This is a genomic window from Lentzea californiensis (assembly GCF_024648825.1).
In the GTDB taxonomy this organism is placed as follows: domain Bacteria; phylum Actinomycetota; class Actinomycetes; order Mycobacteriales; family Pseudonocardiaceae; genus Lentzea; species Lentzea californiensis.
The window spans coordinates 56,589-82,602 of the sequence record NZ_JANBBE010000014.1 but is presented as its reverse complement, the minus strand read 5'-3'; the positions used below and the strand labels follow the sequence as shown (position 1 = coordinate 82,602).

At 68.5% G+C, this 26,014-nt stretch carries 29 protein-coding genes and 1 pseudogene; 18 read left to right on the top strand and 12 right to left on the bottom strand.

Annotation, left to right across the window (positions count from 1 at the left end):
* Positions 1-93: 93 nt before the first annotated feature.
* The 7 genes from ruvC to LX88_RS36445 all read left to right on the top strand — a co-directional run bounded on the left by ruvC (position 94) and on the right by LX88_RS36445 (position 6,390).
* The gene (gene ruvC / locus LX88_RS36475; protein WP_170176625.1) at positions 94-663 is read left to right on the top strand and encodes a crossover junction endodeoxyribonuclease RuvC; all 570 of its coding nucleotides are present in this window, start codon (positions 94-96) and stop codon (positions 661-663) included.
* Between the two features lie 106 nt (positions 664-769).
* The gene (gene ruvA / locus LX88_RS36470) at positions 770-1,351 is read left to right on the top strand and encodes a Holliday junction branch migration protein RuvA (protein WP_258952321.1); all 582 of its coding nucleotides are present in this window, start codon (positions 770-772) and stop codon (positions 1,349-1,351) included.
* The gene (ruvB, locus tag LX88_RS36465) at positions 1,348-2,361 is read left to right on the top strand and encodes a Holliday junction branch migration DNA helicase RuvB (protein ID WP_258952320.1); all 1,014 of its coding nucleotides are present in this window, start codon (positions 1,348-1,350) and stop codon (positions 2,359-2,361) included. Before ruvA ends, ruvB begins: the two co-directional genes overlap by 4 nt.
* A 93-nt stretch (positions 2,362-2,454) precedes the next feature.
* Complete coding sequence (gene yajC, locus LX88_RS36460) at positions 2,455-2,805, top strand: preprotein translocase subunit YajC (RefSeq protein WP_090072438.1); 351 nt, start codon at positions 2,455-2,457, stop codon at positions 2,803-2,805.
* Between the two features lie 129 nt (positions 2,806-2,934).
* Positions 2,935-4,719: a protein translocase subunit SecD gene (gene secD / locus LX88_RS36455; protein ID WP_258952319.1), complete on the top strand. Its 1,785-nt coding sequence runs from the start codon at positions 2,935-2,937 to the stop codon at positions 4,717-4,719.
* A gap of 1 nt (position 4,720) precedes the next feature.
* Positions 4,721-5,875: a protein translocase subunit SecF gene (gene secF / locus LX88_RS36450; protein ID WP_258952318.1), complete on the top strand. Its 1,155-nt coding sequence runs from the start codon at positions 4,721-4,723 to the stop codon at positions 5,873-5,875.
* A 23-nt stretch (positions 5,876-5,898) separates the two neighbouring features.
* Positions 5,899-6,390, top strand: a complete 492-nt coding sequence (locus tag LX88_RS36445; protein ID WP_090072444.1) for an adenine phosphoribosyltransferase — start codon at positions 5,899-5,901, stop codon at positions 6,388-6,390.
* A 60-nt stretch (positions 6,391-6,450) separates the two neighbouring features.
* Here LX88_RS36445 and LX88_RS36440 read toward each other — a convergent pair whose 3' ends face one another.
* The 3 genes from LX88_RS36440 to LX88_RS36430 are packed head-to-tail and all read right to left on the bottom strand — an operon-like array spanning position 6,451 to position 7,407.
* Positions 6,451-6,732, bottom strand: a complete 282-nt coding sequence (locus tag LX88_RS36440) for a hypothetical protein (protein WP_258952317.1) — start codon at positions 6,730-6,732, stop codon at positions 6,451-6,453.
* Positions 6,733-6,744: 12 nt separating this feature from the next.
* Complete coding sequence (locus tag LX88_RS36435) at positions 6,745-7,080, bottom strand: hypothetical protein (protein WP_258952316.1); 336 nt, start codon at positions 7,078-7,080, stop codon at positions 6,745-6,747.
* A 51-nt stretch (positions 7,081-7,131) separates the two neighbouring features.
* The gene (locus tag LX88_RS36430) at positions 7,132-7,407 is read right to left on the bottom strand and encodes a hypothetical protein (RefSeq protein ID WP_258952315.1); all 276 of its coding nucleotides are present in this window, start codon (positions 7,405-7,407) and stop codon (positions 7,132-7,134) included.
* A gap of 225 nt (positions 7,408-7,632) precedes the next feature.
* Between LX88_RS36430 and LX88_RS36425 the strand changes: the two genes are divergently transcribed.
* The 4 genes from LX88_RS36425 (at position 7,633) to LX88_RS36410 (ending at position 12,306) form a co-directional block, all read left to right on the top strand.
* Positions 7,633-8,829: an HNH endonuclease signature motif containing protein gene (locus tag LX88_RS36425; protein WP_258952314.1), complete on the top strand. Its 1,197-nt coding sequence runs from the start codon at positions 7,633-7,635 to the stop codon at positions 8,827-8,829.
* Positions 8,830-8,895: 66 nt separating this feature from the next.
* Positions 8,896-9,747 carry a helix-turn-helix domain-containing protein gene (locus tag LX88_RS36420; protein WP_258952313.1) on the top strand — a complete coding sequence of 284 codons (852 nt, stop codon included), beginning with the start codon at positions 8,896-8,898 and terminating at the stop codon, positions 9,745-9,747.
* A gap of 37 nt (positions 9,748-9,784) precedes the next feature.
* Complete coding sequence (locus LX88_RS44485) at positions 9,785-9,898, top strand: DUF397 domain-containing protein (RefSeq protein WP_308203486.1); 114 nt, start codon at positions 9,785-9,787, stop codon at positions 9,896-9,898.
* Between the two features lie 122 nt (positions 9,899-10,020).
* Complete coding sequence (locus LX88_RS36410) at positions 10,021-12,306, top strand: RelA/SpoT family protein (RefSeq protein ID WP_258952311.1); 2,286 nt, start codon at positions 10,021-10,023, stop codon at positions 12,304-12,306.
* Positions 12,307-12,361: 55 nt separating this feature from the next.
* Here the strand turns inward: LX88_RS36410 and LX88_RS36405 are convergent, their stop codons facing one another.
* Entirely contained in the window at positions 12,362-13,219 is an 858-nt protein-coding gene (locus LX88_RS36405; RefSeq protein ID WP_258952310.1) for a peptidylprolyl isomerase, read from the bottom strand.
* A gap of 114 nt (positions 13,220-13,333) precedes the next feature.
* Here LX88_RS36405 and LX88_RS36400 point away from each other — a divergent pair, with 114 nt between their 5' ends.
* From LX88_RS36400 to LX88_RS36390, 3 genes and pseudogenes are all read left to right on the top strand, one after another.
* Positions 13,334-14,047 carry an MBL fold metallo-hydrolase gene (locus LX88_RS36400; protein ID WP_258952309.1) on the top strand — a complete coding sequence of 238 codons (714 nt, stop codon included), beginning with the start codon at positions 13,334-13,336 and terminating at the stop codon, positions 14,045-14,047.
* A gap of 5 nt (positions 14,048-14,052) precedes the next feature.
* Positions 14,053-15,300: pseudogene (gene hisS / locus LX88_RS36395) on the top strand (histidine--tRNA ligase); the annotation flags it as partial.
* A 92-nt stretch (positions 15,301-15,392) separates the two neighbouring features.
* Positions 15,393-16,019, top strand: a complete 627-nt coding sequence (locus LX88_RS36390) for a hypothetical protein (protein WP_090072464.1) — start codon at positions 15,393-15,395, stop codon at positions 16,017-16,019.
* A 6-nt stretch (positions 16,020-16,025) separates the two neighbouring features.
* Here the strand turns inward: LX88_RS36390 and LX88_RS36385 are convergent, their stop codons facing one another.
* A complete protein-coding gene (locus tag LX88_RS36385) occupies positions 16,026-16,862 on the bottom strand; it encodes a spermidine synthase (RefSeq protein WP_090072466.1) in 837 nt (278 codons plus the stop codon).
* A 46-nt stretch (positions 16,863-16,908) separates the two neighbouring features.
* On the opposite strand from LX88_RS36385, the gene LX88_RS36380 reads away from it, so the two are divergent.
* Entirely contained in the window at positions 16,909-17,262 is a 354-nt protein-coding gene (locus LX88_RS36380; protein WP_258952308.1) for a DUF1304 domain-containing protein, read from the top strand.
* On the opposite strand, the gene LX88_RS36375 is transcribed toward LX88_RS36380, so the two are convergent.
* From LX88_RS36375 to pnuC, 3 genes are read right to left on the bottom strand one after another with little or no spacing between them, the layout of a single operon-like run.
* Positions 17,183-18,520, bottom strand: coding sequence for a YibE/F family protein (locus LX88_RS36375; protein WP_308203485.1), 1,338 nt, complete (start codon positions 18,518-18,520; stop codon positions 17,183-17,185). The two genes, LX88_RS36380 and LX88_RS36375, sit on opposite strands and share 80 nt — an antisense overlap.
* Before the next feature lie 34 nt (positions 18,521-18,554).
* Entirely contained in the window at positions 18,555-19,616 is a 1,062-nt protein-coding gene (locus LX88_RS44480) for an AAA family ATPase (protein ID WP_258952306.1), read from the bottom strand.
* Entirely contained in the window at positions 19,613-20,182 is a 570-nt protein-coding gene (gene pnuC / locus LX88_RS36365) for a nicotinamide riboside transporter PnuC (protein WP_245983863.1), read from the bottom strand. The genes LX88_RS44480 and pnuC overlap by 4 nt, the downstream gene beginning before the upstream one ends.
* A 45-nt stretch (positions 20,183-20,227) precedes the next feature.
* Here pnuC and LX88_RS36360 point away from each other — a divergent pair, with 45 nt between their 5' ends.
* Complete coding sequence (locus LX88_RS36360) at positions 20,228-22,204, top strand: intein-containing Rv2578c family radical SAM protein (protein WP_258952305.1); 1,977 nt, start codon at positions 20,228-20,230, stop codon at positions 22,202-22,204.
* A gap of 3 nt (positions 22,205-22,207) precedes the next feature.
* Here LX88_RS36360 and LX88_RS36355 read toward each other — a convergent pair whose 3' ends face one another.
* From LX88_RS36355 to LX88_RS36340, 4 genes are all read right to left on the bottom strand, one after another.
* Positions 22,208-22,831 carry a DUF3159 domain-containing protein gene (locus LX88_RS36355; RefSeq protein WP_258952304.1) on the bottom strand — a complete coding sequence of 208 codons (624 nt, stop codon included), beginning with the start codon at positions 22,829-22,831 and terminating at the stop codon, positions 22,208-22,210.
* Positions 22,828-23,436, bottom strand: a complete 609-nt coding sequence (locus tag LX88_RS36350) for a TetR/AcrR family transcriptional regulator (RefSeq protein ID WP_258952303.1) — start codon at positions 23,434-23,436, stop codon at positions 22,828-22,830. Before LX88_RS36350 ends, LX88_RS36355 begins: the two co-directional genes overlap by 4 nt.
* 71 nt (positions 23,437-23,507) lie before the next feature.
* A complete protein-coding gene (locus LX88_RS36345; protein ID WP_258952302.1) occupies positions 23,508-23,852 on the bottom strand; it encodes a nuclear transport factor 2 family protein in 345 nt (114 codons plus the stop codon).
* 19 nt (positions 23,853-23,871) lie between these two features.
* Positions 23,872-24,603 carry a putative protein N(5)-glutamine methyltransferase gene (locus LX88_RS36340; protein WP_258952301.1) on the bottom strand — a complete coding sequence of 244 codons (732 nt, stop codon included), beginning with the start codon at positions 24,601-24,603 and terminating at the stop codon, positions 23,872-23,874.
* 126 nt (positions 24,604-24,729) lie between these two features.
* Between LX88_RS36340 and LX88_RS36335 the strand changes: the two genes are divergently transcribed.
* The gene (locus tag LX88_RS36335) at positions 24,730-25,257 is read left to right on the top strand and encodes a TetR/AcrR family transcriptional regulator (RefSeq protein WP_258952457.1); all 528 of its coding nucleotides are present in this window, start codon (positions 24,730-24,732) and stop codon (positions 25,255-25,257) included.
* Positions 25,254-25,988, top strand: a complete 735-nt coding sequence (locus tag LX88_RS36330) for a TIGR03084 family metal-binding protein (RefSeq protein ID WP_258952300.1) — start codon at positions 25,254-25,256, stop codon at positions 25,986-25,988. Before LX88_RS36335 ends, LX88_RS36330 begins: the two co-directional genes overlap by 4 nt.
* The last annotated feature ends 26 nt before the right edge of the window (positions 25,989-26,014 follow it).

Below are 26,014 nucleotides of genomic sequence, written 5' to 3'. Positions count from 1 at the left end.
AGCAGGCTTGTCGAACCGTGTCGGTGACTGTCACCTATAGGTGCACCCGATATGGTTCGAACTGTTGTTCGTTCGGCGATCCGGGGAGCTGTTGTGCGGGTGTTCGGGGTCGACCCCGGTCTGACCAGGTGCGGCTTCGGCGTCGTGGACGGCGGGCCGGGCCGGGTCGTGCGCGCCGTGGCCGTAGATGTGCTGCGCACACCTGTCGACGCTCCGCTGTCCGTGCGCCTGCACGAGCTGTACGACGGCGTATGTGTGTGGCTGGACCGTTACGAACCACAGGTCGTCGCCATCGAACGGGTCTTCGCACAGCACAACGTCAGCACCGCGATGGGGGTCGCGCAGGCGTCGGGCGTCGTCGCTTTGGCCGCCGCGCAACGAAACCTGCCGGTCGAGTTCCACACGCCGTCCGAGGTGAAGGCCGCCGTCACGGGATCGGGCCGCGCGGACAAGGCCCAGGTGACCGCCATGGTGACCAAGCTGCTCGGCCTGAAGGTCGCGCCGAAGCCGGCCGACGCGGCGGACGCGCTGGCCCTCGCGATCTGCCACCACTGGCGCGCGCCGATGCGCAGCCGGCTGGAGGAGGCGCAGGCCCGCGCCGCCGAGCTCGCCCGCGTGCACAAGGCGAAGCTGGCCGAGGCGGCGCGGCGGAGCGGGTCATGACGGCTTCAGGGCGCGCCGAAATTGTCGGTGTCGGCTGGAAGAATGAAATCAAGGGGTCCCCTTCGCGAGGGGACGCCTGCGTGAGCGTGAAGTCCGGAGGACAAAGGTGATCTCGTCACTGCGCGGCCAGGTGCAGCACGTCGGCCTAGACCACGCCGTCGTCGAGGTGGGCGGCGTAGGGTTCGCCGTCCAGATGACGCCGACCACGCTCGCCACCCTGCGCCGCGGCGAGGAGGCGAGCCTCGCCACCACCCTGATCGTCCGCGAGGACAGCCTCACCCTGTTCGGGTTCGCCGACGCCGAGGCCCGCGAGCTGTTCAGCCTGCTCCAGACCGTCAGCGGCATCGGCCCGCGGATCGCCCTGGCGACCCTCGCCGTCCTCGAACCGGACAAGCTCCGCCACGCGCTCGCCGAGGGCAACATCACCGTGCTCACGCAGGTCCCGGGCATCGGCAAGAAGGGCGCGGAACGCCTCATCATCGAGTTGCGCGACAAGGTCGGTCAGCTGCCCACGCCCACGACGCCCGCGCACAGCCAGACGCGTGACCACGTCGTCGAGGCGCTCCTCGGCCTCGGCTTCGCCGCCAAGTCCGCGGAGGCCACGGTCGACGGCGTCCTCGCCGCGAACCCCGACCAGTCCACGTCCGCCGTCCTGCGCCGGGCGCTCGCGACCCTGGGGCGCAAGTGACCGAGGACGAGCTCAGCCCGTACGTCGCGCCAGCCGAGCGCGACCTCGAGACCAGCCTGCGCCCGGCCGACCTGCACGAGTTCGTCGGCCAGCAGCGCGTCCGCGAGCAGCTCGAGCTCGTCCTGCACGGTGCGATGCGCCGCGGCACGGCCCCGGACCACGTCCTGCTCAGCGGCCCTCCCGGCCTGGGCAAGACCTCCCTCGCCATGATCATCGCGAAGGAGCTCGGCGCGGCCATCCGCATCACCAGCGGCCCGGCCCTGGAACGCGCCGGCGACCTGGCCGCGATGCTGTCGAACCTGGTCGAGGGCGACGTGCTGTTCATCGACGAGATCCACCGCATGGCCCGCCCCGCCGAGGAGATGCTCTACCTCGCGATGGAGGACTTCCGCGTCGACGTCGTGGTCGGCAAGGGCCCCGGCGCGACCAGCATCCCGCTCGACATCGCGCCGTTCACGCTGGTCGGGGCCACCACGAGGTCCGGTGCGCTGACCGGCCCGCTGCGCGACCGGTTCGGCTTCACCGGCCACATGGAGTTCTACAGCGCCGACGAGCTCGACCTCATCGTGAAGCGCAGCGCGAAGATCCTCGGCGTCGACATCGCCGAGGACGCCGCCATCGAGATCGCCGGCCGGTCCAGGGGCACGCCCCGCATCGCGAACCGGCTGCTGCGCCGCGTCCGCGACTTCGCCGAGGTCAGGGCCGACGGCAGGGTCACCGAGGAGATCGCGAAGCAGGCGCTCGAGGTCTACGACGTCGACCAGCTCGGCCTCGACCGGCTCGACCGCGCGGTGCTGAACGCGCTGGTCAAGACCTTCAACGGAGGCCCGGTCGGCGTCTCCACCCTCGCGGTCGCCGTCGGTGAGGAACCGACCACCGTGGAAGAGGTGTGCGAACCCTATTTGGTGCGGGCTGGCATGCTGGCCCGGACACCGCGCGGCCGAGTGGCGACACCCGCCGCGTGGTACCACCTGGGACTCGAACCGCCCGCCGGTGATCAACTGTGGTGACCTGGCACAATCGGTGAAAGCACCTGGACATATCGGACGTGCGTCGAGGCATGTCCACTTGATCGGAGAATGATGGGCAACCTTTCGTCTTTGATGTTCCCGTTGCTTCTGGTTCTGCTGGCGGTGCCGCTGTTCCTCAGCGCGCGCAAGCAGAAGCGGGCGATGGCCGAGCAGAAGAACCTGCAGGACTCGCTCGCCCCTGGCGACAAGGTGATGACGACCTCAGGCCTGTACGGCACCGTTGCCGACGCGAGCCACGAGACCACCATCGACATCGAGATCTCCGAGGGGGTCGTCACGCGCTGGCTGCGTGCCGCCATCCGCGAGAAGGTCGCCGAGACCGACGAGGCCGTGATCGAGGACAAGACCGACGACGCGGAGGAAGAGGTGCCCGCGACCACCGCACAGGTCGCCGAGCCCCTGGACCACAGCGCCAAGAAGTAACCGACAGGCTCGTGACACCTGGAGTTGGCAACTGTGAACACCGCCAACTCCAGGTAGTGACGCGCAGCTCACGCGGCGCGCGTTACGCTGCGCGCTCGGAAACCATAGCTACTAGGAGACGGACGGATCGTGGCACCTCCGGCCGGGCAAATTCGCCCTGCGAAATATCTGGCGAGTTTTGTCCTCATCGTGGTCGCGCTCTACGCCCTGGTGTTCTTGACCGGGAACGGTTCGGCCAAACCCAAGCTCGGAATCGACCTCCAGGGCGGCACGCTCGTCACCCTGACGGCTCGTCAGGAAGACGGCGCACAGCCGAGCGAGGAAGCGCTCAACCGGGCGCGTGACCTCATCGAGGTCCGCGTGAACGGTCTCGGCGTCTCCGGTGCCGAGGTCGTGCGAGACGGCAACAACCTGGTGATCACGGTCCCGGGCGCGGACAGCGAAGGCGCGAAGGGCCTCGGCCAGACCGCTCGCCTCGCGTTCCGCAAGGTCATCGGCCAGCCGGTCCCGGCAGGCGCCGTGCCGCAGACCCAGGCGAGCACTCCGCCGTCCGGTGACGCGAGCACGCCTCCGTCGACGCCGCCGAGCCAGAGCGCCGGCAGCCCGCCGCCGTCGAGTGGTGCCCCGCAGGGCCGTCCCGCGCCGAACCTGGCCGCGCAGCCCTCCAGCGCCCCGCCGTCGAGCAGCACCGCGCCGTCGAGCACCGCGCCGAGCACGCCGTCCGCCCCCTCCAACGTCGACCCGAGGGTCGCGAAGGAGATCCAGGAGGCGAAGGCGCTGCGCCAGTCCACGGACCCGCAGGTCCTGCAGCAGGCCGCGCTCCTGCTCGACTGCACGAAGGCCGACCCGCTGCGAGGCAACGACGACCTCGACAAGCCTCTCGTCACCTGTGACGAGAAGGGCGAGTTCAAGTACACGCTGGCCCCGGTCAACCCTCCCAAGGAGGACACCCAGACCAAGGCCGACGACTACACGAACTACTCCCGCCTCACCGGTGAGGACATCAGCAACGCCGCCGCGAACAACAACCCGAACGGCACCGGCTACGTCGTCAACCTCGACTTCAAGTCCGAGGGCGGCACGAAGTGGGGCGCGTTCACCGCGGCCAACGTCCAGCAGGCCGTCGCGGTCGTGCTCGACGGCGAGGTCATGTCCGCGCCGACCATCCAGGCGGCCATCGCGGGTGGTTCGACCGAGATCAGCGGCAAGTTCACGCTGAAGGAGGCCCAGAACCTCGCGAACACGCTGAAGTACGGCGCGCTGCCGCTGTCCTTCGACGCGTCCGAGGCGCAGACGGTCTCCCCGACGCTCGGCCTGCAGTCGCTCAAGGCGGGTCTCATCGCCGGCGGCATCGGTCTCGCGCTGGTCTTCGTCTACTGCATGTTCTACTACCGCCTGCTCGGCGTCCTGACGATCCTGTCGCTGGTCCTGTCCGCGGTCGTCATCTACGCCGTGCTGGTCCTGCTCGGCCGCCTCATCGGCTTCACGCTCGACCTCGCCGGCATCGCGGGCTTCATCGTCGCCATCGGTATCACGGCCGACTCGTTCATCGTCTTCTTCGAACGATTGAAGGACGAGGTGCGTGAGGGCCGTACGTTCCGTTCGGCCGTGCCGCGCGCATGGGTCCGTTCCCGCCGCACGATCCTCTCCGCCGACGCGGTCAGCTTCATCGCCGCCGCCGTGCTGTACGTCATCGCGGTCGGCCAGGTGAAGGGCTTCGCGTTCACCCTGGGCATGTCGACCGTCCTCGACCTCGTCGTCGTGTTCCTCGTGACGCACCCGCTGGTCGCGATCGCGTCGAAGTCCAAGTTCCTGACCAACTCGAGCCTGTCGGGTCTGGGTGGTGCCGCCCGCGAGGGCGCCGCGCACCGGGCGACCACGACCGGCAAGACCACCGCCGTGAAGGAGGCCTGACGTGAGCAGCGTGTTCTCGCGCCTCTACGTGGGCAACGGCGCATTCGACATCGTCGGCAAGCGCACCCGCTGGTACATCACCTCCGCCATCATCCTGCTGGTCTGCATCGGCTCGATGGTGTTCAACGGCTTCAACTTCGGCATCGACTTCAAGGGCGGCACGAAGATCTCGATGCCGTCGGTGTCGGCCAGCGGTCAGGCCATTCCGACGTCCGCCGTCGAGGACGCCTACGCGAAGGCCCTGCCCGGCAAGAAGCCGAACGCCGTGCAGTCCGTCGGTTCCGGTGCCAGCGCGTCGATCCAGCTCAAGTCGCCCGCCCTGAGCATCGCGGAGGTCGCGACCCTCAAGGCGGCGCTGGCGCAGGACACCCAGCCGCAGGGCGGTGCGGGCGCGATCTCCGACAGCGCCGTCTCTGCCTCCTGGGGCGGTGAGATCAGCGGCAAGGCCCTCTGGGCCCTGTTCTGGTTCTTCGTCGCGGTGACCATCTTCCTGGTGTTCTACTTCGAGTGGCAGATGGCCGTCGGCGCGCTCGTCGCCGTGTTCCACGACGTCATCATCACCGCGGGCGTGTACTCGCTCATCGGCTTCGAGGTGACGCCGGCGACGGTGATCGGTCTGCTCACGATCCTCGGCTTCTCCCTGTACGACACGGTCGTCGTGTTCGACAAGGTCAAGGAGAACACCCGAGGCCTGCTGGGCCTGACCCGCCGCACGTACGCCGAGGCGGCGAACCTGGCGCTGAACCAGACCCTGATGCGCTCGATCAACACGTCGCTGATCGCGTTGCTCCCGGTCATCGGCCTGCTGGTCGTCGGCGTCGGCATCCTGGGCGTCGGCACCCTGCAGGACCTGGCGCTCGTGCAGCTCGTCGGCATGTTCATCGGCGCCCTGTCCTCGATCTTCCTCGCCACCCCGGTGCTGGTGGACCTGAAGATGCGCGACCCGAAGTACATCGCGCAGGCCCGCCGCGTGGCCGCCCGCCGCGCCAAGGCCACGGGCCCGCAGGCCGCCGAGGGCATCGAGTCGGTGGACGACGAGGCTCTGTCCGCCGACCTGCGCAAGGAAGAGGCGTACGCCGCCGCCGCGTCGGTGCCCCACCGCACCGCCAAGGCAGGCGACGCCCGCCGTCGTCCGACCGGGAAGCGTCAGCGTTGAAACTGGATCGTGCTCTGGGACTGATGCGTGAAGTCCCGGACTTCCCCCAGCCGGGGGTCGTCTTCCGGGACTTCACGCCGGTTCTCACCGACCCCGACGCCCTGCGCGCCGTGGTCGACGCTCTTCAGGACAAGATCGACGACAGCACCCAGGTGATCGCCGCCATCGAGTCGCGCGGCTTCCTCCTGGGTGCTGCCCTGGGGTACGGCTGGCGCTACGGCGTCGTGCCGCTGCGCAAGCCGGGCAAGCTCCCGGTCGTCGCGGACTCGGTGTCGTACGCGCTCGAGTACGGCGAGGCCTCGCTGGAACTGCCCGCGGACGCCATCCAGCCGGGCCAGCGCGTGGTCGTGGTGGACGACGTGCTCGCCACGGGAGGCACCGCCGAAGCCGCGTGCACGCTCGTCGAACGGGCCGGCGGCATCGTCACCGGTGTGTCGGTGGTGCTGGAGATCCAGGCTCTCGGCGGCCGTTCGCGCCTCGCGGGCCGTGACGTGCAGGCACTGATGACCGTGTGACCGTGTTCTGCGCGTGGAGGGGGACAGGGCGGATGCCTCGTCCCCCTTTTTCGTGCCCGGTCAGCCCGAGACCGGCACGACGAACCGGTAGGCGACCACGACGGTGATGGCCCACAGGAAGTAGAAGATCGGCAGGCCCAGCAGGATCAGCCGCCAGGCCTTCATGTCACCGTGCCCGACCCGCGTCAGGGCGGCCGAGGCACCGAGCCACGGCACCACCCCGAGCATGGCCGCGCGAGCGCCCTCGTCGCTGCCATTCGTGACGAGGTTGAGCAGGACGATCGCGGCGTACCAGATGCCCGCGAACGCCAGGCAGTGCCAGATCGGCCGGTGTGAGTGCACACGCCCAGTCTCTCAGCGGACCAAAAGATGGAACACGACGGCCACGACTACGAAGAGCATCGCGACGAGGAACGACAGCACCAGGTAGAGCGGCAGCGTCAGGATGATTAGCACCCACGGCTTGATCCTGACCTTCAGCGCGATCAGCCACGTGACCAACGCCGTGAGCAGCCAGATGATCCCACCGCTGACGAGCACGCCCCTCAGCCCGCCCGCGCCGTAACCGGTCCTGTGCGCGACGATGACCTGGACCGTGATGCTGGCGACGTACCAGACCGCGGCACCCGCCACGCAGTGCAGGAACGGCGTGCCGCGCCGCACGGACGGTGGTGGCGAAGCAGGAAACATGAGCGGTCCCCCCAGACCTCGTTCACGTCGAGTGGACGATCATGCCACACGTCAGGCGATCGGCGGGGGCGCCACGAAGGCGGCACCGATGCTGACGAAGACCAGCGTCACCAGCGACGCCGGGGCCGTCACGACCGCGATCTCCCACAGCTTCGGCGCCTTCGCGCGGCGCAGCACCAGCCAGCTCAGGGTGGTCGCGACCACCCAGCCGACCGACGAGCCGATGACCGACCGCGGATCGATGTAGCCGGGGTCGTCGAGGGCGAGGTACGCCATCGTGCCGAGCCACACGAACGTCATGGCGGCGCACCAGATCAGAGTACTCACAGTCCGATCCTCTCAGGCGTACGGCTTAGTCGTTGAGGCACGGTCGCTCGTGCGCGGTTCTTGTGTGCTTTTCGCATTTTGTTCCGTGCGCGGGTTTTAGGTGAATGCGTTGCATCTAGAGAGATGCGCACTAACGGCGCCTATGGCCATTTGTCCAGGCTGTTCACTCGAACGTGTGAGCCCTGACGTGCGTTTATGCTCTGATCTTGCGGTACGGTCGAACGCATGAGCGAACCGGAACTCCGCCTTCTTCCCACCGACGAGCTGCTTGCCGCAGTCGTCGGAGACGTGGCGGAAATTCGCGTTCTGGAGAATCGGATGATGCGGAAGATCGCTGAATTGTCCCGCCGCGGAGCCGCCGTCGAGCTGGGGTACAGGAATGTGGCGCACGTGCTGCGTCATGCCGTGCGGTGGGACCTGAGGACCGCGCGTCAGTGGGTCGCCCGCGCCGAGCTCCTGTCCGGCTCGCTGGTGGAGTTGCCGGTCACCGCCGTCGCGATGGCGGAGGGTGCGCTCTCCGGCGACCACATCTCGGCTGTGGCCGAGGTGATGAAGGAGTTGCCGCCCGAGGCCGAACGGTCCGTGGTCGAGTTCGCGCTGGCGCACGAGCCCAGCGCGGTGCGTGCGTTCGGCAGGGAGCTGGCCTACCGGCTCTTCCAGCGCGACGCCGCGCCGGGCGAACCTGTGGCGGCGGAGCCGCCGGCCAACAGGCTGCGCATGGCGTGGAGGGGCGATCAGCTGGAGGTGTCGGCGAGGCTCGACAAAATCGCCGGCGCGAAGCTCGAGGCGCTGATCGACCCGCTGGCCAAACCCCGCCCCACCACCCCGGAAGAAGGCCCTGACGCCCGCTCGCGTGCCGAACGCGAGGGCGACGCCTTCGCCGACCTGCTCGACCTGGTGCTGCGCGCAGACCGCCTCCCCGAACACGGCGGCGAGCTGGTCAGCCTCATGCTGACGATGTCGTACGACGCCCTGGTGAGCCGGACGGGCTTGGCGGTGCTCGACAACCGGGTCCGCGTCCCCGCCACCCTGGTCCGCCGCCTCGCCTGCAACGCGGGCGTGATCCCGGTGGTCCTGGGAGGCCGCTCCGAAGCGATGGACGTAGGCCGCAAGGCAAGAACCTTCCCCGCGTCCATCCGCCGACTGCTCGTGGCCAGAGACCAGGGCTGCTCCTTCCCCGGCTGCGACCGCCCGCCGAAGCACTGCGACGCCCACCACGTCAGACCCTGGTCAGAGGGTGGCGAGACGTCGATAGGCAACGCGGCCCTGCTGTGCCGCCACCACCACACCTTGATCCACCAAAGCGATTGGGAGGTGAAGCTCCACGATGGAACCCCGACCTTCATCCCGCCGGCATGGCTCGACCCCGCCCGCGTTCCAAGAACCAACACCAGGCTCCACACCGGCCGCCACGTCGCCTAGCGCCGTGTCCGTTTTCATCCGAACGAGCTGGTTCGTGGAGGAGGGGCAATGCCTACCGTCGGACGAATGACTGCGATCACCTCCACCGCCTACAGCCGCGACCTGGGCGACGAACTGCGCCGCCTCCGCGAGAAGTTCACCGGCCTGACCGGCCACGCGTTCGCCGAACAACTGGGCTGGGACCCGAGCAAGGTCTCCAACATCGAGAAGGGAAAAGCGCGTGCGAGCGAGATCGACCTCGTGCAGTACCTGATGACGTGCGGCCGCGACAGCAACCACTTCGAGGCGTTCCGCGAGCGGTACCAGCACGCCTTCGACCCCTACGTCCTCATCGTCCCGGACAACCTGCGCACGCTCGCCATGGCGGAAGCCCAAGCCCAGAAGATCATCAGCTTCGACGTGCTGTCGGTGCCTGGCCTCATCCAGATCCCCGAATATGCACGGGCGCTGCTCGAATCTGGTCGCAAGATGCCGGCCGACGTCGAGAAGAGCTTCCGATGGCGGATGGATCGACAGGCGATCATGAGGAGGCCGAACCGTCCGGAGTGTTTCTTCTACGTGCACGAGCTCGCACTGCAGCTGCGCGTGGGCGACGACAGGATCATGGAGGAGCAATACCTGCGCATGCTCTTCCACACGCACATGCTTCGGATTGTGCCGATGTCCGCTGGTCCAGGGCCGATCAGAATGTCCCCGCGGATGCTCATCAGCTTCGAGAAGCTGGTGCCGCTGGCATACAGCGAGACCGACATGGCCAGGGTCTTCGCGCATGACGGCGCCGCCATTGCGGACAGCCGTGAGTTCTTCAAGTGGTTGGATGCCATTGCCTTGGATGAGGGACAATCGCGGAGCTTGCTGGCGAGCTACGTCAGCGGACTCCGGAAGGACTCCCATGACCCACAGGCGGAGTTGGCGTAAGAGCTCCTACAGCGGTCCTGAAGGTGACAGCGCCTGCGTGGAGGTGTCGCTCACCGCGGATGCTCTCGTGCGTGATTCGAAGGCCGCCGGCGGCGACGTCCTGGCGTTCTCCGTCTCCGCCTGGCGGGCGTTCGTGGTGAGCGTCGCCTGATCGGCCCAGCGGTAGTTTGCGCGGCGTTCACCGTGTGAGCTGTGCCGCTCAGCGAGCCACCGGACGTTTCCGCATCGTAAACGCGTTATCCTCGGTACTCGCGAGACCCGAGGAGCGTGGGGTTGAGTCAAGACACCGAACCCGCTGCGACGGCTGTTCAACCGTCGGCGACCCGGCGTGTGCGCGCCCGCCTTGCGCGGCGTATCACCGCCCAACGTGCGGCCCCGGTGAAGCAGGTCCTCGAACCTCTCGCCGCCGTGCACCGTGACCTACATCCCAAGGCCGATCTGGCGCTTCTGCAGCACGCGTACGACGTTGCCGAGGAGAAGCACCGCCCGCAGCGCCGCAAGTCCGGCGACCCGTACATCACGCATCCGCTCGCCGTGGCGACCATCCTCGCCGAGCTGGGCATGGACACCACGACGCTGGTGGCAGCGCTGCTGCACGACACCGTGGAAGACACCGACTACTCGCTCAACCAGCTCAAGGAGGACTTCGGCGAAGAAGTCGCCCGGCTGGTCGACGGGGTCACGAAGCTCGACAAGGTCAAGCTGGGGGCAGCGGCCGAGGCCGAGACCATTCGCAAGATGGTCATCGCGATGGCGAAGGACCCGAGGGTCCTGGTCATCAAGCTCGCCGACCGGCTGCACAACATGCGCACCATGCGGTTCCTGCCGCCGGAGAAGCAGGCCCGCAAGGCCCGTGAAACGCTCGAAGTGCTCGCGCCGCTCGCCCATCGGCTGGGCATGGCGACGGTCAAGTGGGAGCTGGAGGACCTCGCGTTCGCGATCCTGCAGCCCAAGAAGTACGACGAGATCGTGCGCCTGGTCGCGAAGCGCGCACCTAGTCGCGACACGTACCTGAGGTCCGTCGTCTCCGAGCTGAACAGCCAGCTGGAGAGCGCGCGGATCGTCGCGAAGGTCGAGGGCAGGCCGAAGCACTACTACTCGATCAACCAGAAGATGATCGTCCGCGGCCGGGACTTCGACGACATCCACGACCTCGTGGGCGTCCGGATCCTGGTGGACGAGGTGCGCGACTGCTACGCCGCGATGGGCGTCGTGCACGCCGCCTGGCAGCCCATGCCGGGCCGGTTCAAGGACTACATCGCGCAGCCCCGGTTCGGCGTGTACCAGTCGCTGCACACGACCGTCATCGGTCCCGACGGCAAGCCTCTCGAGGTGCAGATCCGCACCTCCGAGATGCACCAGCGGGCCGAGTACGGCATCGCGGCGCACTGGCGCTACAAGGAGACCAAGGGCACGCACAACGGCAAGTCCGTCGAGATCGACGAGATGGCGTGGATGCGCCAGCTCCTCGACTGGCAGCGGGAAGCCGCGGACCCCGGTGAGTTCCTGGAGGGGCTGCGCTGGGACCTCGCCGCGCGCGAGATCTTCGTGTTCACCCCCAAGGGTGACGTCGAGACGTTGCCGACGGGCTCCACGCCTGTCGACTTCGCCTACTCGGTGCACACCGAGGTCGGTCACCGCTGCATCGGCGCCCGTGTGAACGGTCGTCTCGTCGCTCTGGAGCGCAAGCTCGAGAACGGTGAGGTCGTCGAGATCTTCACCTCCAAGGCGGAGGGTGCGGGTCCGTCCCGTGACTGGCTGAGCTTCGTGGCGTCCCCGCGCGCCAAGGCGAAGATCAAGCAGTGGTTCGCCAAGGAGCGCAAGGAAGAGGCGATCGAGCAGGGCAAGGACGCGATCACCAAGGAGGTCCGGCGTGTCGGGCTTCCGATCCAGCGCCTGGTCAGCGTCGACTCGATGCAGGCCCTCGCGAAGGAACTGCACCACTCGGACATGAGCGCGCTGTACGCGGCGGTCGGCGAGGGGCACACCTCGGCCCGCCACGTCGTGCAACGGCTCGTGGCGCAGCTCGGCGGTGTCGACCACGCCGAGGAGGAACTGGCCGATCGCGCCACCCCGTCCACGGTCACCCGGCGCCGCCCCACCGGCGACGCGGGCGTGATCGTCAAGGACGCGGGCGACGTGTGGGTGAAGCTCGCCCGTTGTTGCACCCCGGTGCCGGGCGACGACATCCTCGGCTTCGTCACGCGGGGCGGTGGCGTCTCGGTGCACCGCACCGACTGCACGAACGCCGAGGAGCTGCTGAAGTCGCCGGAACGGCTCCTTGACGTCGAGTGGGCGCCGTCGTCCTCCAGCGTCTTCCTGGTCGCCATCCAGGTGGAGGCGCTGGATCGGCACCGGCTGCTCTCGGACGTCACGAAGGTGCTGGCCGACGAGCGCGTGAACATCCTGTCGGCGTCGGTGACGACGTCGCGCGACAGGGTGGCCGTCAGCCGGTTCTCGTTCGAGATGGGCGACCCGAAGCACCTCGGCCACGTTCTGAAGGCCGTGCGCGGCATTGAGGGCGTCTACGACGTGTACCGCGTGACGTCAGCCTCCTGAGCAGTACGCAGAACGGCCCCGGAGCAACCGCTCCGGGGCCGTTTCGCTGATCTGGCTAGTTCGCGACCAGTGCCGACTTGATGTCGACCGGGGTCTTCGGCTTGCCGTCGCCCTGGCCGGGCTGCTGGGAGATCGTGCCGGTCTTCGCGACCTCGTCGACCTTCTTCAGCGACTCCTCGTCGACCGTGCCGAAGATGTTGTACTTCGCCTGCAGGTTCGAGGCGTCGCCGTAGACGATGAAGAACTGCGAGCCGTTGGTGTCCGGGCCCGAGTTCGCCATGGCGAGGACGCCGCGGCCGTAGGTCAGCTCCGGGTAGACCTCGTCCTTGAACGAGTAGCCGGGGCCGCCCATGCCGTTGCCGCCGGGGTCGCCGCACTGCAGGACCTGGATGCCGGTCACCGTGAGGCGGTGGCACGTGGTGTTGTCGAAGTACTTCTGCTTCGCCAGCTCCACGAAGTTGTGGACGGTGCACGGCGCGAGCGAGCGGTCCAGGTTCAGCTTCAGGTCGCCGATCGAGGTGCCGAGCGTGACGCCGACGGTGCCGGTGGTGGGCTGCTCGCCGTTCGCGGGCGGCGTGTTCTCCTTGGCCGCCGGCTCTTGGCCCTTCGTGTATTCACAATTCACCTTCGCCGGAAGCGCGGCAGGGCGCTTCGCGATCTGGTGCATCGCGGTGGGGATGTTCTCCGCCTTGTCCACCGACTCCTGGGTGGGAGTCTCCGACGCGGCGGCGTCGCCATTGCCGAAGACGTCGTTAGTCGCGAGGAACCACACGCCACCTCCGACGAGCGCAACAACGACGACCGTCGAGACGACGGCGATGATGCGACGCTTCTTGGCCCGCTCGTGGCGGTGAACCATCTGACGCTCAAGCTTGCGCTTGGCTGCCGCGCGTCGCTGCTCGTTGGTGGGCACGTGCTCCCTCCCCAGGGACTCATGCGAATAGGGCGGTCGGCTCGGCAGTCTAGGGCCTGGGCATATGAGCTTTGTGTGGTGGTTAGGCTGTCGTTGAACAGGGAGGTCATTTTCGTGCTCGTGATCGGGTTCCCGACTGGTGCGCTCCAGGCGAACTGCTTCGTACTGGCGGCCGGTGAGGGCGAGCCCTGCGTGATCATCGACCCCGGTCAGGACGCGGTCGAACCGATCGAACAGGCCCTGCGCCGGCACCGTCTCGCGCCTGTCGCCGTGCTGCTCACGCACGGGCACTTCGACCACACGTTCTCCGTCACCCCCGTCTGCGACGGCAACGACATCCCCGCGTACATCCACCCGGATGACGTAGCGATGCTCGCCGACCCGTTGAAGGGCATCAGCCGCGAGTCCGCCGCGTTCTTCGGGGGCAACCTGGAGATGCGGGAGCCGTCCGAGGTCCGCGAGCTGGCCGACGGCGCCGCGCTCGACCTCGCCGGGCTGCAGCTCACCGTCGACCACACGCCGGGCCATACCGGCGGGTCGGTGATGTTCCGGTCCGGTGTGCAGGAAGGCGGTCGCCTGGTGATCTCGGGTGACACGCTCTTCGCCGGTTCCATCGGACGCACCGACCTGCCCGGCGGTGACCACTCACGAATGCTGTCGTCTCTGCAGAACAAGGTCATGACCTTGCCCGATGACACAGTGGTGCTGCCCGGCCACGGCCCGACGACGACCATAGGCCGCGAACGTGCGACGAACCCGTACCTGCTCCAGCTGCAGGACGCCGTTCGGACGGACGACGCGCCGGCCGCCCCGCACCGAGGACTTTGAGAGACGTGTTTTCCGCACCCAAAGGCGTTCCCGACTACATCCCGCCGACGTCCGCCGCGTTCGCGCACGTCCGGTCGACGCTGACCCGTGCCGCCGAGCTCGCGGGCTACGGCTACATCGAGCTGCCGGTCTTCGAGGACACGGCGTTGTTCTCGCGCGGTGTCGGCGAGTCGACCGACGTCGTGACGAAGGAGATGTACACCTTCCTCGACCGCGGTGACCGCTCCATCACCCTGCGCCCCGAGGGCACCGCGGGCGTGATGCGGGCCGTGATCGAGCACAGCCTCGACCGCGGCTCGTTGCCGGCGAAGCTCTACTACGCGGGCCAGTTCTTCCGCGCCGAGGCGCCGCAGGCCGGCCGGTACCGGCAGTTCCACCAGGTCGGCATCGAGGCGATCGGCATCGACGACCCGGCCCTGGACGCCGAGGTCATCGCCGTCGGCGACGCGGGGTTCCGCGCGATCGGCCTGACCGGCTACCGCTTGGAGCTCACGTCGCTGGGAGACGCGAACTGCCGTCCCGCGTACCGCGAGCTGCTCCAGGCGTTCCTCGCGAAGCTGCCCCTGGACGAGGCGACGCGGAAGCGGGCCGAGCTGAACCCGCTGCGCGTGCTGGACGACAAGCGTCCCGAGGTGCGCGCGCTCGTCGCCGAGGCGCCGCTGATGGTGGACCACCTGTGCGACGCGTGCCGTGCGCACTACGAGCTCGTCAAGGGGTACTTGACCGAGCTGGGCGTGAAGTTCGTCGAGAATCCGCGCATGGTCCGCGGTCTCGACTACTACACGAAGACGACGTTCGAGTTCGTCCACGACGGCCTCGGTGCCCAGTCGGGCATCGGCGGCGGCGGGCGCTACGACGGCTTGATGGCGCAGCTCGGCGGTCAGGAGCTCTCCGGTGTCGGCTTCGGCCTCGGCGTCGACCGCGCGCTGCTCGCGGCGCAGGCCGAGGGCGTGCTGCCGGAGTTCAGCCGGGTCGACGTGATCGGCGTGCCGCTGGGCGAGGCCGCGCGGGCCCGCCTGGTCGCGATCGCCGGTGAGCTGCGTGCCGCGGGCGTCCGGACCGACCTGGTCTACGGCGGCCGTTCGATGAAGGCGGGCTTCAAGGCCGCAGACAAGTCGGGCGCGAAGCTGGCGCTGGTGCTCGGTGAGCGCGACCTGGAAGCCGGCAACATCGGGATCAAGACCCTCGCGACCGGCGAGCAGGTCACGGTGCCGCTGGCGGACGTGGTCGAAGAGGCGCGCGGTGCGCTGAAGGCGGTCGCACTCGTGGCCGCCGTGCCGGGTGGTGTCGAGGGCATGGCGTCGGACGCCGGAGCGGTCGTGGCCGAGGCGGTGCGTGAGACCCCGTGAGCGACGACAAGCTCGTTCTCGACCTGCTCGACAAGGCGACGGTCCGCAAGCGTGCGCGCATGGTGGCGATCGGCGGCATCATGGTCGCCCTCGCCTTCGGCGCGATCGTGGGCCTGATCGGTGGCCGCTGGCCCGGTGTCATCGCCGGGGCGATCGTGTCGGTGCCGGTGATCCTGCTGGCGATGTCCGAGGCGCGCCGCACGGTGTGGCTGCAGGGCACGACCGTGTACGTGCGGGCGTTCGGCACGCGCAAGGTCGACCTGGCGGTGGCGGACGGCCTGGACCTGCTGGTCACGGACCTGCGCGGCGCCCGGACCGTCGGCCTGTTCGTGCGCGGCGGCAAGAAGGCGATCAACATCGCCCTGTCGATGTACGCGGGCACGGGCGGCCGCGAGCTGGGCGTCTACCAGCTCCGCAGGCTCGCTGACGCGCTGGCCGCACGCGGGGACACGCCCGGTCTGGTGTTCTCGGAGCTGCTCGTGGCTCAGCTGCGGTCCGAGGCGCGCGGGATGGCGGCGGCGGAACGGCCGCTGTACCGGCTCGGCTCGCTGGCCCCGGCCGGGCGGATGGCGCAGAAGCTCCATCCGGACGCCGTCTCGAAGTTCGTCACGTCGCTCGACTGAAGCGGCTCAGGTGCCCCAGAGGCCTGAGGGCGGGGCGGGGGAGAGGGTCGCGGTCGCGTCGGTGGTGACCGGCGCGCCACCGATGAACTTCGTCAGCCCCGTCCCGTGCTCGACCCGGCCCGGGAACGGGTCCCCGGCCGTCGCGCGGGTCAGCTGCTGCATCGGCAGGCCGTTGTGCGAGGCCATGATCACGAAGTTGCCGAAGCGCCTGCCGCGGAACACGCCCGGCTCGGCCATCACGCAGACGTGTTCGAACACCGAGCGCACGGTCGCGCACTGGGCGCGGGCGAACTGCAGGCCGTTGCCATCGCCGATGTTCGCCGCGTAGATGCCGTCGCCGGCGAGCGCGGCCGAAGCCTGCTCCACGAACTCGACCGACGTCAGGTGCGCGGGCGTGCGGGCTCCGGCGAAGCAGTCGGTGATGATCAGGTCGAACGAACCGGGGCGGGCCTTGACGAGCACGGCGCGGGCGTCGCCCGTGGTGATCTTCACCCGCGGGGGCGGCGGGAGTTCGCGGCGGATGAACGCGATCAGGCCCGCGTCGATCTCGGCCACCTGCTGAGACGCCCGAGGCAGTAGATCGGCCACGTAGCGCGCTAGCGTGAGAGCGCCACCACCCAGGTGGAGCACACGCGAAGGCGCGGTGAGGTCGACGATGTGGCCCAGCCGGCGGACGTACTCGAACTCCAGGTAGGTCGGGTCGTCGAGGTCCACATGCGACTGTGGGGTTCCGTTGACCCGCAACGTCCAGGAGTTCCGTCCACCGAGATCGGGGACCAGTTCGGCGACACCGGAGTCGATCGACTCGGTGATCGCCTCTGTGTCGGGCCGCTGTCTTCCCACTGCTCTATTGTCTCATCGCGTGTGTCAGCTCTGAGGAGGAACCCAAGTGCAGGTCATCGCAGGCGTTCTGCTCGCCCTCGTGGCGTTGATCCACGTCTACATCGTGGTGCTGGAGATGTTCCTCTGGACGACGCCGCGCGGCCAGAAGGCGTTCGGCCTCACCCCTGAGTTCGCCCAGGAGTCGAAGGCCCTCGCGGCGAACCAGGGTCTCTACAACGGGTTCCTCGCCGCCGGTCTGGTCTACGCGCTGATCCGCCAGGACTTCGGCGCGTCCGTGCTGTTCACGGTGTTCGTGATCGTCGCCGGCATCTACGGCACGTTCACGGCGAGCCGGAAGATCTTCTTCGTGCAGGTGGTGCCGGGCGTGCTGGCGCTGCTCTTCGTGCTCTTGGCTCACTAGGACGTTCCCACGGCCCCTTGTCGGGGTCGTAGCCGGTGAAGAGGTCGCCCTCGATGCGCGCGGGCCGTGGCTTTTCGGGTTTCACGGGCTTCGCGGCACGCTTCACGGTCTTCGGTTCGGGCTCAGGTTCGGGCTCGGGGGCCTGAACCGCGATGGGGGCGACCTCTTGGCGTACCGCGATCAGGGCGGCCAGCGCGGTGGTCACCGGGATCGCCGCCACCAGGCCGATGCTGCCCACGAGCGTGCGGACGATCTCCTGCGCGATCTGCTGCGACGTCAGGATCTCGCCCATCGACCGCCCGGCCAGCGAAATCGCCAGCAGCAACGGCAGCGCGGCGCCCGCGTAGGCCATCACGAGCGTGTTCACGACGGACGACATGTGGTCGCGCCCGATCCGCGAGCCCGCCGCGAAGAGCTCGCGCCACGTCAGCTTGTCGTTGGCCCGGCGTAGCTCCCACACCGCACTGGTCTGCGTGACCGTCACGTCGTCCAGCACGCCCAGCGCGCCGATCAGCGTGCCCGCGAGCAGCAGCCCGCGGGTGTCGATGTCGGTGCCGAGCAGCGTGACGAGGTTCGTCGTGTCCTCGTCCAGGCCGGTCAGCTTCGACGCGGCCGAGAACAACGCGCCCAGCACGCCGATCAGCGCGAGGCTGACCAGTGTTCCGAGCACCGCTGTCGACGTGCGCGCCGATATGCCGTGCGTCAGGTACAGCACCATGAACATGATCAGGCCGGCGCCGACCACCGCGACCATCAACGGGTTCTCGCCCGCGAGGATCGACGGCATCACGAACAGCACCAGCACCACGAAGCTCAGCAGCAACGCGCCCAGGGCGGCGAGTCCCTGCCATCGGCCGAGCAGCAGTACGGCGCCCGCGAACAGCAGCGCCAGCACGGCGAGCGACCAGCCGCGCTGGAAGTCGACGATCTGGTACGACTCGGCGGCCTGCGGCTGGCTGCCCGCGTAGGACAGCACCACCTCGTCGCCGATCTGGAAGCTCGGCGCTCCGGGGCCCTTCACGCTCGGGATGGTGATGCTCTGCCCGCTCGCGGCGCCGTCTTCCATCTGCACGGTCACCGCGACGCACTTCTCACCGCAGTTCTGGGCCAGGCCGGTGACGACGGCCTCGACCGGCGTCTGGTGCAGGCCGATCTCCGCGCCGGTCTTCTGCTCGTACCCGAACGGGTACAGCAGCGCCGCGCCGACGATGGTGGCCAGCGCCAACGGCACCAGCAGCCACATCAGCAACGTGCGCACGCGCTGCGATGCCGGTTCCTCGTTCAGCGCATGGCTATGCCCGTGACCGTGACCCACGCGCGACATCCTGCCCCATGAGATGTTCGATCGCAGTCATGGCCGTCACGAACCGATCCTCGGTGAGCTTCAGCCACGGCACACCGCGCCGCGCGAGCTCGCGTTCGAACAAGCCCGTCATCCACTCCCGCAGGTGCTCGCCGTCGCGCCAGCCGTCCTGTTCGAACGGAACGCCGGCGTGGTCGGTCAGCAGGTAGAGGTCCGGTTCGGTGCCGAGGGGGAGTTCCGGCCGGAAACCGAGGTAGCGCTCGCCCCAGACGGTCGCGGCGTACGCGTCGTTGTCCGCGACGACCAGTGGTGCGGTCTCGGCCTGGATGCGGCGTTCCTGCTCGTGCGCCACGTCTTCGAAGTCGCCCAGGGTCCACACCAGACCGTCCACGGTGGCCGAAGGGTCGAACGCGCGTGCGGCCGTGAGCTTGTGCTCGGTGTGCTCGCGGCCGTACTCGGGGATCCAGGGCGCTCCGAAGTGGGCGGCCAGCTGTTTCGACAGCGTGGTCGTGCCGGTGCTCTCCGCGCCGACGACCACGACCTTCCAGCCCAGGCCGCGCTGGGTCGCGGGCGCGAGGTGGTGCCAGTTCGCGAGGGGATCGGTGCGCATCGCAGTGCCGGAGACCTGGTGCGTCAGGCGGTCGATGTCGACGAGCACGTGCCGCGCGCCGAGCCGCTCGGCCAGTTCGTCGCCGTACTTCTCGCTGGAGAACACGACATCGACGCGTGCCGCGCCCGGTTCGCCGTCCGCGATCGCACGCCGGGCCAGCACCGCGCGGGTCAGTGCGACGTGCAGGTTCCAGATCTCGTCGGAGTCGAAGTCCATCGGGTGGTCGTCGAGGTCGCCGATGATGCGGACACCGGGCGTGTCGCGGTGGGTCTCGGTCAGCCAGCGCACGCGGTGTTCGAGCGGGATCGTCTCGTGCGAGGCCGCCAGCACCGTGACGGTCGTGCGTTCGCTGCGCGCGGCCGCCGTCTCGATGAGGTGGTGGTGCCCGTTGTGCGGTGGGTAGAACTTGCCGAGCACGAGAGCGTGGCCGAACTCCTTCACGCGGGCACCTCCTTCTTGATGTCCTTCGTCCAATTGCGCAACCCGAGCACGCACAGCACCATGAACCCCACGTACAACACAGCCGTCAGATAGAGCTCTTTGTACGCGTAGAGCGGCACGTAGATCACGTCCGCGGCGATCCACAGCCACCAGCACTCGACCTTCTTGCGCGCCTGACCCCACGTCGCGAGCAGCGACAGCACCGTCGTGATGGCGTCCCAGAACGGCACGGTCGACTCGGTGAACGTCACCAGGACCCAGTGCAGCAGACCGGTTCCGAGCACGCCGGCGACCGCGAGCCAGACCCATTGCGGCGTCGTGGTGCGGCTGACGTGCAACGCGCTGTGCTGCACGCCGCCGCGCACCCACGCCCACCAGCCGTAGAGCGCGAGTGCCATGTAGACGATCTGCAGGCCGGAGTCGGCGTAGAGGCCGCTGCCCCAGAACAACACGAGGAACGCGATGTTGTTGGCGATTCCGATGGGCCAGTTCCAGGGGTTCTGGCGGGCGACCAGCCACACGCACAGTGCGCCGGTGACGAAGCCTGCTACCTCAATGGGTGACACGTGCACTCCTTGACCGCTGTTCGAACATGTGTTCGAATCGACGGTGTGCGATGGGACGGACAGAAACTCGAGGCAGAGCCGCAGCAGGCGCTACCGGGGCTACCGGGACTGGTGCGCAGCGTACGAACTCCTGAGTTCGCGGACGTGGTGTTCCACGAGGTCCGCGCCAAATCCGTGCTCAACGGGGTACCGGGTTCGTCGTTGCCGTTCTCGTGGACGGTGAACCCGTATCGCGGCTGCTCACACGCCTGCACCTACTGCCTGGCCGGTGACACGCCGATCCTCATGGGCAACGGTCGCACGAAACCGTTGGCCGAGTTGCGTGAAGGCGACGAGATCTACGGCACCGAGCTCGTCGGCAACTACCGGCGCTACAAGCTCACGACGGTTGTCGCCCACTGGGAGACGCGCAAGACCGCGTACCGGCTGACGCTGGAGGACGGCACCACCGTCGTCGCGTCCGGCGATCACCGGTTCCTCACCGACCGCGGCTGGAAGCACGTGACGGGCGAGACCGCGGGCGTCGGCCGGCGTCCGCACCTCACGACCGGCAACAAGCTGATGGGCACGGGTGCGTTCGTCGAGCAGCCCTCCGTGACCGACGACTACCGCCGCGGCTACTTGCGCGGCATGGTGGAAGACGAGACCGAGTTCCACATCCCCCTGGCCGACATCGAGGCCATGGACCGCACACGGGAGTATCTCGACTACTTCGGTGTGCGAGAAGGGAGGGGATTTCTGCACCAAGTGCGCGAGCTCGCGCACTGGCAGATAGCCCCGAACCCCGACTGGCTCAAGGGATTCCTCGCCGGAGCGTTCGACTACCTCGGGACCTGCTCGCGCAGCATCCTGCGGATGTCGACGCGCAACACCACCGTGCTGGAAGCGATCTGCCTGGCGCTCAAGCACTTCGACTTCGACTTCGCGATCGAGGAACTGCGCCGCCGGCGTGGCGTGCGGGTCGTGCGGCTGCGCGGAGGGCTGCGGGAGAACCTGCGCTTCTTCCACACCGTCGACCCGTCGATCACCCGCAAGCGCGACATCGACGGCGTGGCGATCAAGTCGCGGCAGCCGCTGGGCGTCGTGTCCGTGGAACCGCTGGGGGAGATGACCCTCTATGACATCTCGACCGGCACCGCGGACTTCATCGCGAACGGGATCGTGTCCCACAACTGCTTCGCCCGCAACACCCACTCCTATTTGGACCTCGACACCGGCAAGGACTTCGACAACCAGCTGATCGTCAAGGTCAACGCGGGGGAGGTGCTGTCGCGCCAGCTGCGGTCCACCCGCTGGAAGCAGGAGCACGTGGCGCTGGGCACCAACACCGATCCGTACCAGCGGGCGGAGGGGCGGTACGCCTTGATGCCAGGGATCATCGAGGCGCTGACCGCCTCCCGCACGCCCTTCTCGATCCTGACGAAGGGCACGCTGCTGGCACGTGATCTGCCGTTGCTGACGGCGGCCGCCGAGGTCGTGCCGGTCGGGATCGCGGTGTCGCTCGCGTTGATGGACCGGGACCTGCACAAGTCGCTGGAGCCCGGCACACCGACGCCCGCCGCCCGGCTCGACCTGGTGCGCAAGGTGCGGGAGGCGGGCCTGCCGTGCGGTGTGTTCGTGGCCCCGGTGTTGCCGGAGCTGACGGATTCCGCAGAGCAGCTGGACTTCCTGCTGGAGCAGATCGCGGCCGCCGGCGCGACGGGTGTGACCGTGCTGCCGCTGCACCTGCGTCCGGGTGCGAAGGAGTGGTTCGCGGCCTGGCTGCGGCGCGAGCACCCGGACCTGGTCGAGACGTACCGGTACCTGTACGGCAACCGGTCCTATGTGGACAAGCGGTATCGCGCCCGGCTCGCGGCGCGCGTGGTCCCGTTGATCGAGAAGCACGGGCTCGCACCGCGGGGTCGTTCCACCGACGCCGTCACCGGTGTGCCCGGTGACGACGAAGGTGTGTGGCCCGACGGCAGCCTGCCGGTGGGTGTGCCGGCGCCGCGCGTCGATCAGGAACAACTCACACTGCTGTGATCCTCAGTGGGACGCCCTCTTCCCCAGGGTGTCCTTCGCCGCCATCCGGATCGCCCACAGGCTCACCAGCGCGGCCAGCAACGTTAGCGGCCAGCCCATGAGTAGCCGCGCGACCCCGAGTGAAGTCACCTCGTCGTTGCGGTAGAGCCAGTTCTCGACTGAGAACCTCGTGAAGCACAGCGCTGACCAGAACAGCGTGGCGGCGCCGTAGTACAGCTGTGATCGGCGGTCGGTGCGCCAGGCGGAACCAGTGCCGTTCAGGGTCGACCACGCCACGCCGATTAGGGGCCAGCGCGTGATCACCGACAGCAGCAGGATCGACCCGATGGTCAGCGTGATCCACATGCCCCACAGGTAGTAGCCCTTCGCCTCGCCGGCCAGTGCGGCCACCGCGGACGACACCAGCACGCCCCCGAGCCCACCGAGCGCGGCAGTGGGTTTCTTCCTGCGCGCCAACTGGATCACGCCGACCACGACCGCGGCCCCGACCGAGGCGAAGATGGCGGGCCACATGCTCGTCAGCGCGTTGACAGCGACGAACGTGACGACGGGAACCACCGTGAGTACGGCGCCGTCGAGGCCGCCCGCCTGGTGAAACGCCGCTCTCAGGTGTGTCTGCTCCGTCATGTCTCCCCCTTGGTGTGGCTGAACAACCGGTCGAAATACGCCGTCGTCAGGCGGCGTCCCGCCGCCGGGCCGAAGTGCTGCGGCTGGGTGAGCATGTGGTTGGCCAGGCCGTCGACGAACGCCGTGAGCGTGAGCGCTTCCTGGAGTGGATCGAGGGATTCCGGTAGCTCGCCGAGCTTCTGGGCGCCGGCGAACCCCTGCACGAGGCCTGTGATCTGCCGGTCGACCGCGTCGTCGTGCAGCTGCTTGAGCTCGGGGTCGGTCAGCGTGCCGGGCAGGAAGGCGAGCCACACAGCCGCCTCGTCGCGCCGCTGGTCGTCCAGGGGCAGCAGGGTCTCGGCCAGTTGCTGGAGGGTGCCGCGCAACGGCTGTCTCACCTCGATGCCGTCGAGGCGGTCGTTGATGCGGCCGAGCAGCGACTCGACGGCGAAGCGGAGCAGCTGCGTCTTCGATCGGAAGTAGCTCTGCACGAGGCCGACCGAGACACCTGCCTCGTCGGCGACCGTCACCAGCTTGGTGCCCGCCACTCCGTGGGCCGCGACGGTGCGGAGGAGTGCGTCCGCGACCTGTCGGCGGCGGGAGTCGTGGTCAGCGGTACGTGCCATAAGAAAATAATACCATAATATTATTTCCGGACGAGGGTGCCCGACCACGACGGTCAGGCACCCTCGTCCGGTCAGGCCCACCCGCCCTGGGCCATCGTCTGGAACTTCCACTCGCCGCCGACCTTTGTGAGCAGGTCGCCGTAGCGCACCGTGATCCCGTTGATCGTGCCGTCCGTGATCACGAAGACCAGGTTGTCGTTGATGAAGTGCGGCGTCCTGGTGGACTCCATCTGCACGTCACCACCTACCTGCGACCCCATTACGCACAGGAACATCTCCCGGTCCCACGACGTGGCCGAACCGTCGGTGACCGTGTTGACCGGGAACAGGGCCATGTCGGCCATCGCCTCGACGTCGCCCTTGACCGCGAGCTCGTCCCACTTCGCAAACCACTGCATGACCTCGTCGTACGCCATACCGTACATTGTACGGAACTTAGCGCCGCCCGACCACTGCCGTGGTGTCCTCGCTGGTCACGAGCTTGGAGTCCAGTCTTGCGGCGGTGAAAGCGGTGAGCGCGGCCGGTGCCTGGCGTTCGCTGGTCTCGCTCATCAGGTGTCCGCCGGGACGGAGCCAGGTCGCTGCCTGGGCCGCCACGCGGCGCATGACCTCGAGGCCGTCCACGCCGCCGTCGAGCGCCACCCGTGCCTCGTGGTCGCGGGCTTCTGAAGGCATGAACGGGATGTCGTCGGTCGGTACGTACGGGACGTTGGCGACCACGACGTCGATGGTGCCCTTGAGATGCGTGGGCAGGGCGTCGAACAGGTCGCCTTCGAACACGTTCGTCAGGTTCTGGCGCGCGCACGCCACGGCCACCGGGTCGATGTCGGCGGCGTAGACCGTGGCGTCCGGCAGCCGGTGGTGCAGGACCGCGCCCACCGCGCCGGAGCCGCAGCACAGGTCGACGACGGTGGCGGGCTTCAGTTCGGTGGCGAGGTCCACCAGCAGTTCGGTGCGGTGGCGGGGGACGAAGACGCCCCTGGTGACCACGATCCGCTGTCCGCAGAACAGCGCCCAGCCGACGGCGTGCTCCAGCGGCAGGCCGTCGGCCCGTTGCCTGACCAGGTCTTCGAGGTGCTCGGCGTCGCGAGCGGCCTCCTGCAGCAGTGCGGCCTCTTCTTCGGCGAAAACACAGCCGGCGGCCCGCAGTCGTTCCACGATGCTCATCGCTCGCGGACGCTAGCAGCGCAATTAACAAGCAGGCTTGACTGTTTGTTTGTCCGGCGGAACACTCCGGGTGTGGAGACGAGGCAACGTCAGGCCGACCGCACGCGCGAGACGAAGCGGAAGCTGATGGAGGCGACCGTCGAGTGCCTGGTGGAACGCGGCTGGTCGGGCACGACGACGACCGAGGTGGCCGAGCGGGCAGGGGTGTCGCGCGGCGCGCAGCTGCACCACTTCCGCACGCGCGGTGAGCTGGTCGCGGCGGCTGTGGAGCACGTGGGGGCGGAGAGCGTCGAGGCGCTCAAGCGCCGTGCTCAGGTCGCCGAGAAGAGCACGCACGCCGTGGTGGAGCTGATCGCGGACTTCCACGCCAGCGACCTCTTCACCGCGGCGCTCGAACTGTGGGTGGCCGCGCGCACCGACCCGGAACTGCGCGAGCAGGTGCTGGAGCTGCAGGCACGGCTGGGCCGCGAGGTGTACGGGCTGGCCCTGGAGCTGCTCGAGGTGGACGACTCGAAGCCGGGTGTGCGGGACGCGGTGCAGGCGACCCTTGATCTTGTGCGCGGGCTGGCGCTCGCCAACCAGCTCGCCGACGACACCAAGCGCCGGGCGCACGTCGTGCGCTACTGGGCGCGGATGCTGGAGGAACAGCTGTGATCACGGAACTGCTGGCCGACCTCGACGCCGAGTCGCGCTCGCTGGACGAGATCGTCGCGGGGGTGGACGACTGGTCGGTGCCCACGCCCGCGGAGGGCTGGACGGTGGCGCATCAGATCGGCCATCTCATGTGGACGGACAAGGCGTCGGTCCTCGCCATCACCGACCCCGAGGCGTTCCAGGCGCAGCCGCTGACCGCCGACATCGTCGACCGCACCGCGGCGGAGGCGGCGGCGTCGCCGAACCTGCTGGAGCTGTGGCGGGACAGCAGGAAGTCGTTGCTGGAGCACCTCGCCCAGGCGTCCGGGAAGATCCTGTGGTTCGGGCCGCCGATGAGCCCGGCGTCGATGGCCACCGCGCGGATCATGGAGACCTGGGCGCACGGGCAGGACGTCGCGGACGCGTTGGGGGTGGTCCGGGAACCCACCGCGCGCATCAGGCACGTGTGCCACATCGGCGTGCGGACGATGGGGTTCGCCTTCCTGCTCAACGGGTTGGCGGTGCCCACCGACGAGGTGCGCGTCGAGCTGACCGGACCCGGTGGCGAGTCGTGGGCCTGGGGACCGGAGGGCGCCGAGAACCGGGTCTCCGGTCCGGCACTGGACTTCGCGTGGCTGGTGACGCAGCGCCGCAGCCGCAAGGTGCTCGCGATCGAGGCCTCGGGCCCGGTGGCGGAGGAGTGGGTGCCGATCGCGCAGGCGTTCGCGGGGCCGCCCGGAGGTGGCCGTTGATCAGGATCGGCAACGCGTCCGGGTTC

Bases quoted from the DNA above. Each gene is read 5' to 3' on its own strand.
- LX88_RS36355 (WP_258952304.1), bottom strand. From the start codon at position 22,831: ATGACGGAGCAGACACACCTGAGAGCGGCGTTTCACCAGGCGGGCGGC.
- LX88_RS36345 (WP_258952302.1), bottom strand. From the start codon at position 23,852: ATGGCGTACGACGAGGTCATGCAGTGGTTTGCGAAGTGGGACGAGCTC.
- yajC (WP_090072438.1), top strand. From the start codon at position 2,455: ATGTTCCCGTTGCTTCTGGTTCTGCTGGCGGTGCCGCTGTTCCTCAGC.
- LX88_RS36340 (WP_258952301.1), bottom strand. From the start codon at position 24,603: ATGAGCATCGTGGAACGACTGCGGGCCGCCGGCTGTGTTTTCGCCGAA.
- LX88_RS36445 (WP_090072444.1), top strand. From the start codon at position 5,899: ATGCGTGAAGTCCCGGACTTCCCCCAGCCGGGGGTCGTCTTCCGGGAC.
- LX88_RS36350 (WP_258952303.1), bottom strand. From the start codon at position 23,436: ATGGCACGTACCGCTGACCACGACTCCCGCCGCCGACAGGTCGCGGAC.
- LX88_RS36420 (WP_258952313.1), top strand. From the start codon at position 8,896: ATGACTGCGATCACCTCCACCGCCTACAGCCGCGACCTGGGCGACGAA.
- LX88_RS36425 (WP_258952314.1), top strand. From the start codon at position 7,633: ATGAGCGAACCGGAACTCCGCCTTCTTCCCACCGACGAGCTGCTTGCC.
- LX88_RS36435 (WP_258952316.1), bottom strand. From the start codon at position 7,080: ATGTTTCCTGCTTCGCCACCACCGTCCGTGCGGCGCGGCACGCCGTTC.
- LX88_RS36335 (WP_258952457.1), top strand. From the start codon at position 24,730: ATGGAGGCGACCGTCGAGTGCCTGGTGGAACGCGGCTGGTCGGGCACG.